At 63.9% G+C, this 15,886-nt stretch carries 12 protein-coding genes; 6 read left to right on the forward strand and 6 right to left on the reverse strand.

Annotated features, from left to right (window positions below; translation table 11 throughout):
* Positions 1–41 precede the first annotated feature (41 nt).
* Positions 42–2,954, forward strand: coding sequence for a S24/S26 family peptidase (locus E3T61_RS05525; protein WP_134639908.1), 2,913 nt, complete (start codon positions 42–44; stop codon positions 2,952–2,954).
* 76 nt (positions 2,955–3,030) lie between these two features.
* On the opposite strand, the gene E3T61_RS05530 is transcribed toward E3T61_RS05525, so the two are convergent.
* From E3T61_RS05530 to E3T61_RS05540, 3 genes are all read right to left on the reverse strand, one after another.
* Positions 3,031–3,228 (reverse strand): hypothetical protein, encoded by a 198-nt coding sequence (locus E3T61_RS05530; protein WP_134639909.1) that lies wholly within the window; start codon positions 3,226–3,228, stop codon positions 3,031–3,033.
* Between the two features lie 503 nt (positions 3,229–3,731).
* Positions 3,732–4,124, reverse strand: coding sequence for a four-helix bundle copper-binding protein (locus E3T61_RS05535; RefSeq protein WP_134639910.1), 393 nt, complete (start codon positions 4,122–4,124; stop codon positions 3,732–3,734).
* Between the two features lie 369 nt (positions 4,125–4,493).
* Entirely contained in the window at positions 4,494–5,510 is a 1,017-nt protein-coding gene (locus tag E3T61_RS05540) for a LacI family DNA-binding transcriptional regulator (RefSeq protein WP_134639911.1), read from the reverse strand.
* Positions 5,511–5,594: 84 nt separating this feature from the next.
* Between E3T61_RS05540 and E3T61_RS05545 the strand changes: the two genes are divergently transcribed.
* Both E3T61_RS05545 and E3T61_RS05550 read left to right on the forward strand, forming a co-directional pair.
* On the forward strand, positions 5,595–6,962 hold the full coding sequence (locus tag E3T61_RS05545) for an MFS transporter (protein WP_134639912.1): 1,368 nt from the start codon (positions 5,595–5,597) through the stop codon (positions 6,960–6,962).
* Positions 6,955–7,614, forward strand: coding sequence for a sugar O-acetyltransferase (locus tag E3T61_RS05550; RefSeq protein WP_241992404.1), 660 nt, complete (start codon positions 6,955–6,957; stop codon positions 7,612–7,614). Before E3T61_RS05545 ends, E3T61_RS05550 begins: the two co-directional genes overlap by 8 nt.
* 423 nt (positions 7,615–8,037) lie before the next feature.
* Here the strand turns inward: E3T61_RS05550 and E3T61_RS05555 are convergent, their stop codons facing one another.
* From E3T61_RS05555 to E3T61_RS05565, 3 genes are all read right to left on the reverse strand, one after another.
* Positions 8,038–9,939 carry a glycoside hydrolase family 32 protein gene (locus E3T61_RS05555; protein ID WP_134639913.1) on the reverse strand — a complete coding sequence of 634 codons (1,902 nt, stop codon included), beginning with the start codon at positions 9,937–9,939 and terminating at the stop codon, positions 8,038–8,040.
* A 122-nt stretch (positions 9,940–10,061) separates the two neighbouring features.
* Positions 10,062–11,126: a LacI family DNA-binding transcriptional regulator gene (locus E3T61_RS05560; RefSeq protein WP_134639914.1), complete on the reverse strand. Its 1,065-nt coding sequence runs from the start codon at positions 11,124–11,126 to the stop codon at positions 10,062–10,064.
* Positions 11,127–11,138: 12 nt separating this feature from the next.
* Positions 11,139–12,371, reverse strand: a complete 1,233-nt coding sequence (locus tag E3T61_RS05565) for a Gfo/Idh/MocA family protein (protein WP_134639915.1) — start codon at positions 12,369–12,371, stop codon at positions 11,139–11,141.
* A 155-nt stretch (positions 12,372–12,526) separates the two neighbouring features.
* Here E3T61_RS05565 and E3T61_RS05570 point away from each other — a divergent pair, with 155 nt between their 5' ends.
* The 3 genes from E3T61_RS05570 (at position 12,527) to E3T61_RS05580 (ending at position 15,796) form a co-directional block, all read left to right on the forward strand.
* The gene (locus E3T61_RS05570; protein WP_134639916.1) at positions 12,527–13,471 is read left to right on the forward strand and encodes a carbohydrate ABC transporter permease; all 945 of its coding nucleotides are present in this window, start codon (positions 12,527–12,529) and stop codon (positions 13,469–13,471) included.
* A gap of 12 nt (positions 13,472–13,483) precedes the next feature.
* Positions 13,484–14,386 carry a carbohydrate ABC transporter permease gene (locus tag E3T61_RS05575; RefSeq protein ID WP_134639917.1) on the forward strand — a complete coding sequence of 301 codons (903 nt, stop codon included), beginning with the start codon at positions 13,484–13,486 and terminating at the stop codon, positions 14,384–14,386.
* A gap of 72 nt (positions 14,387–14,458) precedes the next feature.
* Positions 14,459–15,796: an ABC transporter substrate-binding protein gene (locus E3T61_RS05580; RefSeq protein ID WP_134639918.1), complete on the forward strand. Its 1,338-nt coding sequence runs from the start codon at positions 14,459–14,461 to the stop codon at positions 15,794–15,796.
* Positions 15,797–15,886 lie beyond the last annotated feature (90 nt).

The following is a 15,886-nucleotide window of genomic DNA, read 5'->3' on the forward strand; positions in this document are numbered from 1 at the left end:
GGTAATCACCGCCAGGTAGTTCCCCGACAGATCAGGTATCAGTGTCCCTCGACAGCGGATCCACCGACAGCACAGTCGGCCCCCAGCCCCGCGCCGCACGCGGCGGTTGGGGATTCCTGACGATTGCCACCCTGTCGAGGGCCTACCTGGTCTTGATGCTTGCCCTGGGCGCCTGCGCCACCCTGCCAATGCTCACCGGCCTGACCGGGTCGATCGTGCAGAGCGGGTCCATGGAACCGCTGATCAGCACCGGCGACATCGTGCTCTCCGAGACCATGGAGGCCGACACCCCGCCGCCCCTCGGGCGGGTCGTGAGCTTCCCCGCCCCGGCCGGGTCTGCCACGGTCGGCACCGTGCTGCACAGGGTGATCGGCGCGAACGAGGACGGTTCGCTGATCACGGCGGGCGACGCGAACGCGAGCGTGGACAGCTCTCCCCTGGACCGGACCGACATCATCAGCCAGGCGCAACTCCTGATCCCCTGGATCGGGCTCCCCGCCTTCTGGCTGACCACGACGGCCATCACGCCCCTCGCCATCTGGCTGGTGGCAACCGCAGCGGCCGTCGTCATCGTCGCCCTGGACGGCGCCGCTCACCCGCGCCGGCCACGCCGAGGTCACCTCAGACCGTCTCGCGGGGGGCGCGGGCCGCGGGTGCCTCCGGCGGAACTAGTCGCCCTGAGCGTCGTCGCCACGCTGATCGCCGCCACCGCCGTGGCCGCACCGCCCACCGAGGCGACCGCTGCTTTTAGTGCCACCACCACCATGGCCGGCAGTTCCTGGGAGACTGCAGGCCCGGCGACCCAACTGGCCTTCACGACCGCACCCTCGGGCTCAACGGGCGGCGTCACCTGGGCCCGCCAACCCGTCGTGTCCATCCAGAACGCCGAAGGGGAAACCACCTCGAGCACCGCCAGTGTGGCCCTGACCCTGACCAATCCGGCTGGGGCGACCCTCGCCTGCGCGGCCAATCCGGTTGCGGCCGTCTCCGGCCGCGCGACGTTCGCCGGCTGCCGCATCGACCGGGCCGGCACGTACACACTCACCGCACGTTCCGGCGCATTGCCCACCGCCCGCAGCACCACCTTCACCATCACGACGGGCCCGGCCGCGAAGCTGGCCTACACGGCCCAACCGGGTTCCACAGGCGTGGACACCGCCTTCGCCGTCCAGCCCGTGCTGGCGATCCAGGACGCCGGCGGGAACACCGTGAGCAGCACCGCCGCCGTCACCCTGGGCCTGACCAACGCCGCAGGTGCCAGCCTCACCTGCACGACCAACCCCCGGACCGCCGTGGCCGGGACCGCGACCTTCGCCGGCTGCAAGATCACCAAACCAGGGAACTACACCCTGGCCGCGACCGCAGCCGGGCTCACCGCGGCCGTGAGCGGATCGGTCGTGATCAGCGCCGGTCCCGCCGCCCGTCTGGTCTTCACCACCAGCCCAGCCGGCGCAACGGGCGGGATCGCGTTCGGCACCCAACCGGTGGTCGCCGTCCAGGATGCCGGCGGCAACCCCGTCGCCACAGCCGCGCCGGTCACCCTGGCGATCACCACACCGGCGGGCGCCAGCCTCGCCTGCAACGCGAATCCGGCCACGGGCACCGGCACCGTCGCTTTTGCCGGCTGCTCCATCGGGCGGGCGGGCACCTACACCCTGACCGCCAGCTCGGGAACCCTCGCGGCGGCCGTGAGCGCGAGCTTCACCGTCACGGTCGGCCCCGCCGCGAAACTGGCCTTCACGTCCGTGCCATCCACGACCGGGTACAACACCGCGTTCGATACCCAACCGAAGGTCGCGATCCAGGACGCCGGCGGAAACACCGTCGCAAGCACCGCCGCCGTGACCCTGAAGCTCACGACCGCTGCGGGGGCCACGTTGTCGTGTGTCACAAACCCCAGGGCGGCAGTGTCCGGAATCGCCACGTTCTCGGGGTGCAAGATCAACACGGCAGGCAGCTACACCCTGACCGCCACATCCGGCGTGCTGACCCCGGCGGTCAGCGGCAGCGTCACCATCACCCCCGGCCCCGCAACAAAACTCGCCTTCAGCGCCAACCCCAGTGGGTCGACCGGCGGTGTGGCCTTCTCCGGCCAGCCCACCGTCGTGGTGCAGGATGCCGGCGGCAACACCGCGACCAGCACCACCGGGGTGACCCTGAGCCTCGTCAATGCCAATGGGGCGGTACTGACCTGCACGACGAACCCAGTCTCACCGGTTTCCGGGGTGGCCGCATTCGCCGGTTGCGCAGTCGACCGCGCGGGCACCTACACGCTGCGGGCGGTGTCCGGCGGCCTCACTGCCGCCACAAGCACAAGCTTCACGGTGGCCACTGGGCCCGCCGCCCGGCTGGTCTTCGTGTCTTCACCCGGATCGACGACCTCGGGAACCACGTTCTCCAACTCTCCTGCGGTGATGCTGCAGGACGCCGGTGGCAACACGGTCACCGCGACCGGGCAGGCCGGCCTCGCCCTGACCACTGCCGCCGGAGCGACGCTGCGCTGCACGACGAACCCGGTGTCGGCGACCTTCGGTTTGGCATTCATCTTCGCGGGCTGCAGCGTCGACAAGGCCGGCACGTACACGCTCACCGCGACCGCCGGTACCCTGACAGCAGTGAGTCCCGCATTCACGATCACGCCCGGTGCGGCCAGCAAAGTGGTTTTCTCAGCCTCGCCGTCCGGCGGCTCGGTGAACCAGGTGTGGGGTACCCAGCCGAGCGTGAGCATCCAGGATTCAAGCGGCAACGTTGTTGCGAGTTCGGCCGCGGTCACCGTCAGGCTGACGACCCCGGCAGGGGCCACGCTCACGTGTACCAGCAACCCTCGCGCGGCGGTGTCCGGTGTGGCGACGTTCGCCGGCTGCAAAACGAATTCGAGTGGGACCTTCACGCTCACCGCAACGTCGGGGACCCTCGCAGCGGGGGTCAGCCCCGCATTCACGATCGCGCGGTAATCGTCGCACAGAGGCGTTGGCCCCGGCCGCACGGGGCCTGATCGAACGCTGATCCGAGCCGTATTTCCGAGTCGTCTCAGGCGACCCGCCCGTTTGGAACGGTGGATCCTCGGGCGGGTCGCTTGTCCGCGGGCAAGGTGGTGCCGCTGGCGGTTCGGGCCTTGGAGCCAGTGTCGGTGCCCTGGGTGTGGCGGCGGGCGAGGATCGGCGTCAAGACGCCGTTTGCATTGATCCTGGCCACAAACTCGCGGCCCAGCTGCGCTTCGGTGCGCACGTTGGCTTCTACAACGATAAAATTCGGGTCGATGTGCTCGATGGTGCCGACGTTTACGGGTGGTGTTGGTCATTGGGTTCTCTCTCTGCATTAACTGTTTTTTTTGCCTGTCTGGGGCACGCAAGCGAACTACGATGACCCGCCAGACGGACGAAATATGGAAATAGGCGTCCACGTAGCGGTCCCAGGCCCGAAGGGCTCGCCGGAGGTGGTTCGTCTGCAGGTTAGGCAGCGCTCGACCACCAGAGCGAGCCAGGGGCCAGCATTCCGTTGACAGCCCGATAGCGGGCCATGCGGTGAGCGCCTCGGCCGTCGCGGTCGCGGGGGGGGGGTAGAGCGGCCAGCTGCGCGCACCTGGTGCCAACAGCTGGCCACTGTGTAAGCACTGCGCCGGAATGTGATCGAAAAGGGGAGGTACTCCAAGTACCTCCCCGCAGATCCCTGCAGACAACCACTCCCGCGGAAGCCGCCTGGACCCAAACCTCAACACGTGAGTAACCGGCTCAGCGCTCGATTTCCAACACCACGAGGAGGTCCATGCAGGTGTTGCTCAGACGGTGACATGCAGCGGTGCAAGTGACCCAGGGATCATAAAGCTGGGCCATCCGCTCGCACACGGCAGCTGACAACATGCACAACTCCATACACGCATCCAGAACAGCGATCGCTGCCGCTCGATTCTCACTCGTCGTCCACGACAACACCCTGGACGTCACCAAAGCGATCTCAACGCAATTCAGATCCGCAAGAAAACACGTCGTGATGTCTCCATCACCGTTGAGTGCCAGGCACGCGTCGGCGCAATTCTCACTCACAACGACCAACTCGTCACACGCTCGTTCACAAGCGCGGATTCTCTCGCGAATGAGATCATTCGTGACGTTGTTCTCCAACATACGCACACGATAGACCCCGACGTGATCACCATCGGCATCAAACTTCACACCAAAGAATGAGGCGTAACTTCAGCTCCCGAGGGCCAGTTGGACTTGCGGCGTCGTGGGGCCGCCGACCGGAGTGGCGCCGCGTGTAGGTGATCGCGCGCCACGTTCAGCGACTCGGCGAGGGCTCCCACGTCCTGGTGGCCGAGTGGGGCGCAGAACGGGGCCATGAGCACCTCGATGTACCCCGGGAAGACGTCGGCCAACACCGAGCGCCCCGCATAGGTGATGGCGAGTGTGACACCTCACTCGTCGTCAACCGTACGGAGACAGGATCAGGCTGGCTTTCTCGAGTAGTCCCACCTGGTGGGTCAACCCGCTGTCTCAGGCGGAGTCGCGAACGATAAGTGTGAGAGCCGTGCTTCGACGTTCGCGTTTACCTGCGGGTGCGCGGCCGGAGAGGATGTTATCGACCAGATCGATCGCGTGCTGTGCAAGTGCGGTTTTGTCGATTGCGAGACTCGTGAGCTCGGGGGTGACGAGGGCGCCGACGGCCAACCCGTCAGTTCCGATAACGGCGATGTCGCCGGGCACGGAGATGCCGGATCGTGCAAACTCTTTAAGCGCCCCAATCGCCATGACGTCGTTGTACACCAGCACGGCATCGGCACTGGGAAAACTCTCTATGAGCTCACGAGCCGCTCGCGTGCCCCCGTCGTGGGATTCGTCGTTACGGAACTCAGATTTCTCAGTCCACGGTAGTCCGTGTTCGCGCAAGTACTGACGGTACGACTTCTGTCGGGGCGAGGCGATGTGGCTGGAATCGATCATGGCGATCTGCCGATGTCCGGTGGCTGTCAGGTGGTCGAGAGCCGCGCCGACGCCTGCGTCGTAGTCGATCTCCACGTATGCGTCGACCCGATCGTTCGCGGATCCGTCGAGCATGACCAGCGGGACGCCGTGGGCTTTTCCGCGGATCGCGTCGTCGGGGAGCATGTCAACGGTATCCGTGCGGCAGCCCGTCAGTACGAGCGCGTCCACGCGGTCCACCAGGGACTCGAGTCGCGACCGTGCCCTTTCTACGTCGTCGCCGATGTCTGACAGGATGACGCTCCAGTCGCGTTCGGAGGCTATGCGGCTAAGTGCCGACGCAAGCTCGGGATAGAACGGGTTACGAAGGTCTTCCACGACCAATCCGATCGTGATCTCCCTCCCCCGGACCAGGCTTTGAGCGGCGCGATTGGGACGGTAGTTCAACTCGCGGGCAGCCGCGATCACGCGTTCGCGCGTTGCGGCGCTGATGTCGGGAAGGCCGTTGAGTGCTCGGGTCACTGTCTGACGAGAGACGCCGGCAAGACGAGCCACGTCCAGGATGGTGACGGGTGAGCTCATATTTGCCATGCTCCAACCGTACTGCTAACCTCGCCGTGAACGTTCCCGTGAACGTTCACGGTTGGTCGATCGATCAGGAAGAGGCTTGTCACCATGTGGATTCCCGAGACGACTCGATCCCGTCCGGCGCGCGAAGCTCTACGGGCGCGAATCGGCGTCGCGGTGCTGTTCTTCGTCAATGGCGCCATGTTTTCCAACCTGCTGCCGCGCTATCCCGAGGTCAAAGACGATCTCGGACTGAGCAACGTGCTCATCGGGGCAGCCGTCGCCGCGCACCCGCTGGGCGCACTCATCTCGGGGCTTAGTGCAGGCATCCTGGTCCGCCGGTTCCGTTCGTCGAGAGTGGCTATCGGATCGTCACTGGTTGCCGCAGCGGCACTCATCCTGGCCGGTTTCGCAACCCAATGGGTGGTGCTCGCGCTGGCTTTCTTCATCGCCGGGGCCATGGACTCGCTCACCGACGTCTCGGCGAACTCGCACGGATTGCGTGTTCAGCGTTTCTACGGCCGATCCATCATCAACTCGTTCCATGCGGTGTGGTCCATCGGCGCCGTGGCGGGTGGCGTCATAGGTGCTGCTGCTGCCACTCTTCGTGTTCCGCTCGGATTGCACATCACTGTGGCCGCAGTCATTTTGGGGCTCGCGGCGTTGGGCTCGACCCGCCTGCTCCTGCCGGGGCCAGAGCCGGACGCCCTGGCAGAACGTGCGCCGGTTGCAGCGGTCGAGAAGAGCCCGTACCGCGCTCCACCACGTCGTACAACACTTTTCGCGCGGTACGGGATTCTGCTTGCTCTTGTCGCAATTGCCGCCGGCGGCGCGATCGTCGAGGAGGCCGGGTCATCATGGTCGGCCATCTACCTCTCGGGCAGCCTCGGCGCGACCGCGTTCGCAGCCGGTCTCGGCTTTATCGCTCTGCAAAGCATGCAGGTCATCGCCCGCCTCGTCGGCGATCGTATGGTCGACAGATTCGGTCAACGCGCAGTGGCCCGAACGGGCGGGCTCATGGTGCTCGTCGGTATGGGATCCGCCCTCGCCCACCCCAGCGTGCTCCTCACGATCATCGGGTTCGGGCTCGCCGGATTCGGAGTCGCCACATTGATCCCCGGCGCCATGCACGCCGCCGACGAAATCCCCGGACTGCGCCCCGGCACAGGCCTCACGCTCGTCAGCTGGCTATCGCGCGTGGGCTTTCTCATCTCACCGCTCATAGTCGGAGCCGTTGCCGATACGTGGTCGCTTCGATCAGGTCTATTGCTCGTACCCATCGCGGGTCTAGCGGTAATCGCCTTCGCGGTCGCCTTCCCCGGAAGAAAGACTCAGACGCTCGACCCAACGGCCATCCACACGTTTTCGGAATGCCCCGAATGCCAACGCCATTCTGAGCGCTTTCTCCGTTCAAATCCCGACGAGACAAACCCCACCAAACCAACCCGGAAAAAGAGAGAAACAACCAATGAGTGAAAACACCAAGGCAACCGAGGACCAGACAATGGACCCCCGCGAACGCGACGTCCGCAACCGGATGGACCAGCACGAGCTCTACACCGACGCCGGCCCCGGTCTGGAACACCTGACCGAAGAGCGACTTCGCGGCAAGGACCTCGCCGACGACTTCAACGCAACCCGCGCCCGCGACGAGGACGGACGTCAACGCATCTTGCACGAACTGTTCGGCAGTATGGGTGAGAACGTGTGGGTCGAACCACCCCTCCGCGTCGCATACGGCAACCACGTGCACCTCGGCCACACGGTGTACGCGAACTTCAACCTCACTCTGGTCGACGACGTCGACATTTACATCGGTGACCGCGTGATGTTCGCACCTAACGTGACCATAACCACCACGGGACATCCTGTGCATCCCGAACTCCGCCGCGACGGATCCCAGTTTTCCGCACCCGTGCATATCGAGAACGATGTCTGGATCGGCTCCGGCGCGATCATCCTTCCAGGCATCACTATCGGCGCCGGCTCAATCGTGGGCGCAGGCAGCATCGTCACGGCCAACGTCCCGGCCGGCGTCGTCGTAGCTGGCTCACCTGCCCGAATCATCCGCAAAATCCAAGACGCCGACAAGCAGTTCGCCTACCGCGCCCCACGCGACCTCCAATAGCTCTCGAGCCCACAACGGCAGCGAATCTCAACCCATGGCGCAGGTGGTCGAATGGCCCTACCGAAGGCCAACAACACCTGCCGCTGTGGTGCCCTCATGGCAGCGTGCCAAAAAACTAGAGCTATCTAGGACATCAGCTGGTCAAATTCCATCACTTCGTTCCCGCGCAATCAAGATGTAGGCCACGGCGCGTTGCGGCGGCATTGGTGCGGAACTGTATGGCCTATCGATCGCTCCTTGCCCGTCGGTTTGCCCTTGCGGGTCTCCTGGATGCAGGACACTGACATCCCTAATGACCGGTCCGAAAAGAGGCGCAGTTGCTGCTACGTCAGTATCGTTTGAGACCGGTGCGGGCGGAACTACTAATGCTCACCGTTTGCCACCTCCTCAATCCAGCCGATCGCCGCATCGGAGAGAGAAATCTCATTGGCCTGGGATTTCCCGACCCACCAAGCGCCTTCGACGGGGCCACCCCCCAGCGTCGGTGATCTCGCTCACAACGGCTGAAGGAACTACGTCGCCATTGTTCGCCACCAGCCACTCACGTGTTGCCGCACTCAGCCTCGGCCACCACTGCTCAATATCCATAGACAAGCCTCGCAACAGCAGCGGCCAGCGGGGCAGCCCCTGCCCGACCGGCCAGGAAGCAAGATTCCCTGTCGCGTAGGTACGTCGCCACGCCACGTAATATCTCGGATTGCGCATGGCGATTCCACGCGGCAACCCCACAGTTAAGCTCGGGTACGGCGTGTGGATCGAGGACATTTCCACGTAGAACTGCCGGCTCAGGACCAGTGGCTCTGCGATTCGCACGGCTGGCTCCACGAGTCGCGTCACTTTCAGGCAGGGGGCGGCCGCGGTCCCCCCGCTGGCGTAGAACGACAGACGGGTGCTGTCCGGGCCGGGAAATATGAGGCCGGTCATGGTGACCTGGCCGCCTTGGGCGAATACTTCCACTGAGCAGTAGTCGATGAAGAGGGTGAGAGTGTACGACCCGTCTGGGGCCGGTTTGAGTGGGGCTGTGTCGATGGAAGCAAAGGCGTCATGGAATTCCGTGTTGCCGGAGCGTGTCCGGTCCATGATGAGCCGGTTCGCGGCGGGGCGGATGCCGATGCGTGTTCCCTCGGTGCCGTTCCCTCGAATGATGAGTCCGAATTCCTCTGCGGATTCCGGGATGAGGGTCACCTCGATTATCTCTACCGGTGCCCCCTCGTCCAGGGTGCGGGTTCCTTCATCCAATAAAAGAGCAGACCAGGTGTTCACCGAGAGTGAGTTGTCGGTTCGATACTCGGCGGCGGCCTCTTGGGACAGTCGGGGCTGGCCCTGGTCTGTCACGAGGGATATTTCCCGTACCAGTGACATGGGACTGCGCCACGGCCAGGTCGGGATGGCGGCCCCGTATTGCCAGTTGTTCATCCAACCGACCATGAGACGGCGACCCTCTGGTGCGTTGTGAAAAGACACGGCCGCGTAGTAGTCGCGTCCCCAATCCAGCCATTGGTAGGTGTCTAGCTCGGCCGTTTGGCTGCTGCCGTCGGTGACGGTTGTTTCGGAGGTGAAGGCGACGCCGTCGAAGTTGCCGACGAAGTATTGGCCCCCTGACCCGCCATTGGGCCCACCGGGGTTGATATTCACCGTGAGAACCCACTTGGTCTGCTCAGCGTCGCCGTCCAGGGGCAAGGGGAAAAGGTCAGGGCACTCCCAGACGCCGCCGGTGGCGTTGGCGGGGCCGAAACTGCTGAGGTGGTGCCAGTCCCGAAGGTTGTCGGAGCTATAGATGACCACTGTGTACTCGTTGGCTTCAACAGCCAGCATGACCCAATAACTGCCCGTGGGTCCGTCGTAGCGGAACACCTTCGGATCGCGGAAGTCTGCAGAGTTCCTGTCGAGGACGGGGTTGCCCTGGTACTTCGTCCAGGTGTAGCCCCCATCGGAGCTCCAGGCCAGGGACTGGGCTTGTGTGCCCCGGCGGACTGAACTGTCTTTGTAGGCGCTCGTGTAAATTGCCACCAGTGGGGCCGTCTGTCCATTGCCAAGGCCGCTGGAGTTGTCCTGGTCGATGACGATGCTGCCGGAGAAGATGTCCTCTTCGGCGTCGCAGAGAATAGCCACGGGCTGCTCGTCCCAGTTGATCAGGTCCACCGAGGTGGCGTGGCCCCAGGACATGTTGCCCCACACATTCCCGAAGGGGTTGCTCTGGTAATAGAGATGAAAAATGCCCTCGTGGTAGACGAGTCCGTTCGGGTCGTTCAGCCAGGTGTTTGTGGCCGTGTAATGGATAGCGGGCCTGAAGGTGTCGGACTCGCGCGCGGCAATGGCATTCATGGTGTGGGTGCCTTAGTGGTTGATCGATGGAGCACGCCGCGGTAGGTGGCAGCCGCGGCGACTGATCCCGGCCCGTCACGGGCAGGTTGTCGCCTGCAGTTCAGCCTGGAAGGCTGTGTGTGTCAGTGGCAGCCGCAGGAAGTGCGAAGTACGAGTTCGGCGGGGAAGATATGGGTCAGAGGTTCTTTTCCGGGCGCCGCCAGGAGCGCTTCCAGGGCGGCATGCGCCAGATCGTTTATGGGCTGGGCGACGGTGCTGAGCCGGGGCCAGGTGTATTCGGATTCGGGTGATCCGTCGAAGGCGAACACCGCGAGGTCTTCCGGTATGCGCAGGCCGCCCTCTTGGAGGGCGCAGAGCAGAGCAACAGCCTGCTGGTCGGAGCTGACGAAGACCGCGGTTGGTCGGTCGCTGGCGGCCAACAGTTCCTGCCCGGCACGGTACCCACCCTCGCGGGTGAACGGGACCCGGATGATCGGGCCAGCCGTCAGGCCGGCGTCCTGGATGCCCTGGCGCCATCCGACCTCGCGGGAGTCGACGTCGCCGCCGGGGTTCGTGCCCATGACCAGCCCGATGCGTTCGTGGCCGTGGCCGATGAGGTGCTCGACCGCCAAACGCGCTCCGTCCCGGAAGGCCACGCCCACGGAGTTGGCGCCGGGGTCCCCCGCGCCGTGTTTCAGGATCGCGGGGCTGCCAGAGGTGGCGAGGTCGGTGCTGTGGTTCAGGAGCACGACGGGAATGTCGGCCTGTTCAAAGTCCATGAGATCGGGATCGGACAGTTCGCTCCAGAGGAACAGTCCGTCCACCCTCCGGGAGGCGAAGTTCTTGACAAGGCGGCGCTCGGTGCGCAGCGAAGCCTGGGAGTCCGCCAGCAGGAGGGTGTAACCCCGCTCGGCCGCGGCGTTTTCGACCGCGCGGGAGAGCGAGGCGAAAAATGGATTCATGGCATCGGGGATGATCATGGCGAGCATCTCACTGGAACCCAACGCGAGTGCCCTGGCTGCCGCGTTGGGCCGGTAGCCCAGCGCCCTGATTGCCTGCCGAACCTTGGCCTCGTTCCCCGGGGAAACCGCCCGGGGACCGCCGTTGACAACGTAACTGACGACGGCACTGCTGACGCCTGCCATCCGGGCAACGTCGTCGCGTGTGATGGTTTTGGCGTGTGAGGTCGGGGTCGACATGGCAACCATGCTAGCGGCGTTTCATTTGGCGGATTCGCGAAGGACCGGGCGGAGCAGCTCTGCCGGGGCATCACCGAAATCGGGAACCGGCAGGCGTTCGCCGCCGCGCAGGGCCGACTGATGGGCGACGATACCGGGAAGCGTGTAGCGGGCCGCTTCCCAGGCGTTGACCGGCGGCAGGGTACCGGTGTTGATGGCGGTGACGAAGTCGTCCACGAGAAAGTGGTGACTGCCCTCGTGGCCGTTGGGCAGACCCCGGAACTCCACCGGCAGTCGACCGGCGTCGTGCACGGCTGCCATGCCGGAAATGAAGGCATCGCGCAGTGCAGGCGCCACGTCGGCCAACATAGGGTCATCCGAGTCCATGGTGGCCTGGGTCTCGAGCTGGTCACTGATGTCCGTCACGGTGTGCCTGTCCTGCCATACGCTGACCAGCGCGAGCTGTTCGAAGCTGGCCTCCGTGCCGAAGTAACGGAAGCGGCTCTCCCGCAGGTGGGAGGGATAGCCCACCCTGCGGAACTCGTTGATGCGCATAGACCCGCCGCCGGCGAGTTCGAACAGAGCACTGGCGTTGGAGAAGTCGTTGGCGAACATGCTTATCTCGCGGTCGAAGACGCCGTCGCCGCGCTCATCCCGGACCCCGATGCAGCTGACGCTGATGGCATGGGAGCCGGTTGCTCCGATCACCCCGCCCACGGAGTGGGTCGGGTAGAGCATGGGCGGGTAGCTGGCGGTGCGCTTCCACTGTTCTCCGCCGCTGTACTGGTAGGCGTCGTAGAAGCCGAGGTCCATGTCGTGGACGTAGTCGCCCTCGGCGTAGAAGATCCGGCCGAAGGCGCCCTCAGCATTCTTTTTGCGGGCAAAGACGGTTGCCGGGTTGTAGTAGCTGGTCTCACCCATCATGTACGTCAGCCCGGTCTCCCGGACCGCGTCAATAATGTGCGCGATCTCCTCTTCGGAGATTGCCATCGGCACGGCGGAGTAGACGTGCTTGCCAGCCCGTAGCGCCTGCAGCACCAGCGGCCCATGGGTCCAGCGCTGGGTGAAGATCGCCACGGCGTCGACGTCACTGTCAAGCATTGCTTCGAAGCTGTCGAACGTCCCTGCCGCACCGGCGCTGGTGCTTTGGGCGTCCGCACGCTCACGGATCAGGTCGGTGAAATAGATGTCTGAGATGCCGGGGTGGGCAGCGAAGAGCTTGGCGAATACGCCTGCGAACTGTCCCGCGCCAACGATTCCAATTGAAGAAGTCATGTGAAAGAGTATGCGTGAGAAATCTACGCGCGTCAATCTCGTCAAGCGGATGGCCCAACAGCGACTGATTTTTTGGGCAATCTGTTGCGCTTTTCGAAACTACGCGCGTAGAGTGACGGTCACTTGCTATCTACCTCATAGGAGAGGGAACACAGATGACCACCCTTACCAAGCACCCACCCGCCGCAACGTATAAGGCACCGCAGCAGTCAAGCCGGGTCCGTGGCCTGTCCAAACTGCGAGACCTTAGGATCGCGCTCCTGTTCATCTTCCCGGCGATGATCGGCCTGGTCGTCTTCTCTCTGGTCCCGACCATCCGGGGCATCTACCTGAGCTTCACCGAGTACAACATCCTCGGTGAACCGAAGTGGATTGGAATCGACAACTACACGGCCATTTTCGCGGATGAACTGTTTTGGAACGCCATGGCGGTGACCCTCCAGTACGTCGTCATCAACATCGTCTTCCAGATCGTCATTGCCATCGGCTTAGCGCTGCTGATGCACAACGTGGCCAAGTCCACGATCATCCGCGCCGCGTTGCTGCTTCCCTTCCTGGTGGCCAACGTGATCGTCGCCCTCCTGTGGTTCTGGATGCTCGACTACCAGATCGGCATCGTCAACGAGGTCATCAGCTGGCTCGGCCTGCCCCGCATTGCCTTCTTCGGCAGCGAGCAGTGGGCCATCCCCACCATCGCCGGCGTCAACGTTTGGCGCCACATGGGGTACACCGCGCTGCTCGTCTTCGCCGGCCTCCAGGCCATCCCCCACCACGTCTACGAAGTGGCCTCCTTGGACGGAGCGTCTCGCACGCGAACGTTCTGGAGCATCACAATGCCGCTCCTGCGCCCGGTCCTGGCACTGGTCCTGGTGGTCACCGTCATCGGGTCTTTCCAGGTCTTCGACACCGTCGCAGTCACCACCGGCGGCGGTCCCGTCAACGCCACCCGCGTCATCCAGATGTACATCTACCAAAAAGCATTCGGCGAATCGGACTTCGGCTATGCCTCTGCCCTCTCCGTCATTCTCTTCGTGATACTCGCACTCGTGGCCTTCATTCAAATGAAGTTTCTCAAGGGCAACGAATCGGATCTGGACTAAGGAGCCCCAGCCATGAGCACTCAATCACTGACCACCCGCAAACCCGTCGACTGGCACCGCATCGGCGCGTGGGCCCTCATTGTCCTGGCGCTGGTCGTCACGATCTTCCCGTTCCTGTGGATGCTCCGCACGGCCCTCTCCAGCAACCATTCGTTGGCCTCCAACACTGCCAACCTCCTGCCGGCGGACTTTTCCTTGGGCGCCTTCAAGCGTGTTTTCGGGCTGCAAACCACGGAAGAGGCCATCGCCGATGGGGGTTCCGGAGGAGCCATCGACTTCTGGCTGTACCTGCGCAACTCCATCCTCTTTGCCACCGTGACTACCGCGTGCCAGGTGTTCTTCAGCGCACTCGCCGCCTACGCCTTCGCCCGTCTCCGCTGGCCCGGACGTAACAAGGTCTTTGCAGTGTTCCTGGCCACCTTGATGATTCCAGGGATCTTCACCGCCCTGCCCAACTTCCTCATGATCAAGAACCTGGGCCTACTGAACACGTTCGCCGGCCTGACACTGCCCTTCCTGTTCATGTCCGCATTCGCCATCTTCTTCCTCCGACAGTTCTTCATGAGCATGTCCCGCGAAGTGGAGGAGGCGGCCATGCTCGACGGTGCCAAGAGCCTACGTATCTTCTTTCAAATCGTTCTGCCCAACGCCGTGGCACCCATGACCACGCTCGCGCTCCTGACGTTCATCGGCCAGTGGAACGAGTACTTCTGGCCACTGCTGGTCGGAAATGACGAGAGCATCCGTGTACTCACCCTGGGCCTGAGCATCTTCAAGTCCCAGTCCCCCCAGGGCGCCCCGGACTGGACCGGGCTCATGGCCGCCACCCTCGTTGCGGCCGTGCCCATCCTCATCTTGTTCCTCGCCTTCGGAAAGAAGGTGGTGAACTCCATCGGATTCTCCGGCATCAAATAGACCGCTACTCCCGCCACTCACTCTCCTCACACCCAATCCGGGCAACCTCCTGCCCTTTTCGAAAGGTCCATCATGAAAAAAACCCTCGGCGCCGTCGCTGCCGCCGCAGCCATCGCCATGTCCCTCTCCCTCTCCGCCTGCGCCGCGACCCCCGCTGAAACCAATGGGCAAATCAACTACTGGCTGTGGGATTCCAACCAGCTCCCCGCCTATCAGCAGTGCGCTGCTGACTTCACCAAGGCCAACCCGGACATCAAGGTCAAGATCACCCAGCGTGGCTGGGGCGATTACTGGACCACCCTGAGCAACGGCTTCGTCGCCGGGAACGCCCCAGACGTCTTCGTGAACCACCTGTCAAAGTATCCGGAATACGCCGCCAATGATCAGCTCCTGTCCCTCGACGACGCCGTCGAAAAGGACGGGATCGACCTGGACATCTACAACGAGGGTCTCGCTGACCTCTGGGTGGGCCAGGACGGCAAACGGTATGGGCTGCCCAAGGACTGGGACACCGTAGCCATGTTCTACAACAAGGGCCTCGTCGAGGACGCCGGCTACACCGAGGAACAGCTCGGGAACCTGGATTGGAACCCGCAGGACGGTGGAAGCTACGAAAAGGCCATCGCCCACCTCACCGTGGACAAGAGTGGCACGCGCGGCGACGAGGCCGGCTTCGACAAGAACCAGGTGGCCGTCTACGGCCTCGGCCTGGAAAGCTCCGGTAGCGGCCAGGGCCAGACCCAGTGGAGCTTCCTCACCGGCACCACTGGCTGGACCCACACGGACAAGAATCCGTGGGGCACGAAGTTCAACTACGACGATCCCAAATTCCAGGAAACCATCGCGTGGTGGGCGGGCCTTGCGGACAAGGGTTACATGCCTAAGCTCGAGACCACCGTGGGCGCCAGCGTTGCCGATGCCTTCGGTGCCGGGAAAGCCGCCATCAATACCCAGGGATCCTGGATGATCGGCCAGTACTCCAGCTATAAGGGTATCGAAACCGGAATCGCCCCCACCCCGACGGGACCTGACGGCAAGCGCGCCAGCATGTTCAACGGCCTGGCCGACTCCATCTACGCCGGCACGAAGAGCCCTGAGGCATCCGTGAAGTGGGTCGAATACCTCGCATCGGCCGACTGCCAGGACGTCGTCGCCTCCACAGGGGTCGTGTTCCCCGCCATCAAGTCCTCTTCCGAGAAGGCCGCCGCAGCCTTCGAAGCCAAGGGCATCGACGTCAGCGCCTTCACCACCCACGTCGAGAACGGCACGACCATCCTCTTCCCCATCACCGAGAACGCAGCGAAGGTCGATGGCCTCATGGTCCCGGCAATGGACGCTGTGCTGTCAGGCAAGAAGGACGCCAGCAGCCTGACCGAGGTCAACAAGAAGGTCAACGCCCTCTTCGAGTAGGGCCATCCGTTAACCGGCTGCGCGTCGCGGGCATTGTCACATCCGCGCGGCGCGCAGCCCCCCTCTCTTTACAAACCCGCAGAAGGACAT

The sequence above is a fragment of the Cryobacterium lactosi genome (genome assembly GCF_004403945.1).
GTDB classification, from domain to species: Bacteria; Actinomycetota; Actinomycetes; order Actinomycetales; family Microbacteriaceae; genus Cryobacterium; species Cryobacterium lactosi.

Bases quoted from the DNA above. Each gene is read 5' to 3' on its own strand.
- E3T61_RS05550 (WP_241992404.1), top strand. From the start codon at position 6,955: ATGAGTGAAAACACCAAGGCAACCGAGGACCAGACAATGGACCCCCGC.
- E3T61_RS05535 (WP_134639910.1), bottom strand. From the start codon at position 4,124: ATGTTGGAGAACAACGTCACGAATGATCTCATTCGCGAGAGAATCCGC.
- E3T61_RS05545 (WP_134639912.1), top strand. From the start codon at position 5,595: ATGTGGATTCCCGAGACGACTCGATCCCGTCCGGCGCGCGAAGCTCTA.
- E3T61_RS05580 (WP_134639918.1), top strand. From the start codon at position 14,459: ATGAAAAAAACCCTCGGCGCCGTCGCTGCCGCCGCAGCCATCGCCATG.
- E3T61_RS05540 (WP_134639911.1), bottom strand. From the start codon at position 5,510: ATGGCAAATATGAGCTCACCCGTCACCATCCTGGACGTGGCTCGTCTT.
- E3T61_RS05575 (WP_134639917.1), top strand. From the start codon at position 13,484: ATGAGCACTCAATCACTGACCACCCGCAAACCCGTCGACTGGCACCGC.
- E3T61_RS05555 (WP_134639913.1), bottom strand. From the start codon at position 9,939: ATGAATGCCATTGCCGCGCGCGAGTCCGACACCTTCAGGCCCGCTATC.
- E3T61_RS05565 (WP_134639915.1), bottom strand. From the start codon at position 12,371: ATGACTTCTTCAATTGGAATCGTTGGCGCGGGACAGTTCGCAGGCGTA.
- E3T61_RS05560 (WP_134639914.1), bottom strand. From the start codon at position 11,126: ATGGTTGCCATGTCGACCCCGACCTCACACGCCAAAACCATCACACGC.
- E3T61_RS05570 (WP_134639916.1), top strand. From the start codon at position 12,527: ATGACCACCCTTACCAAGCACCCACCCGCCGCAACGTATAAGGCACCG.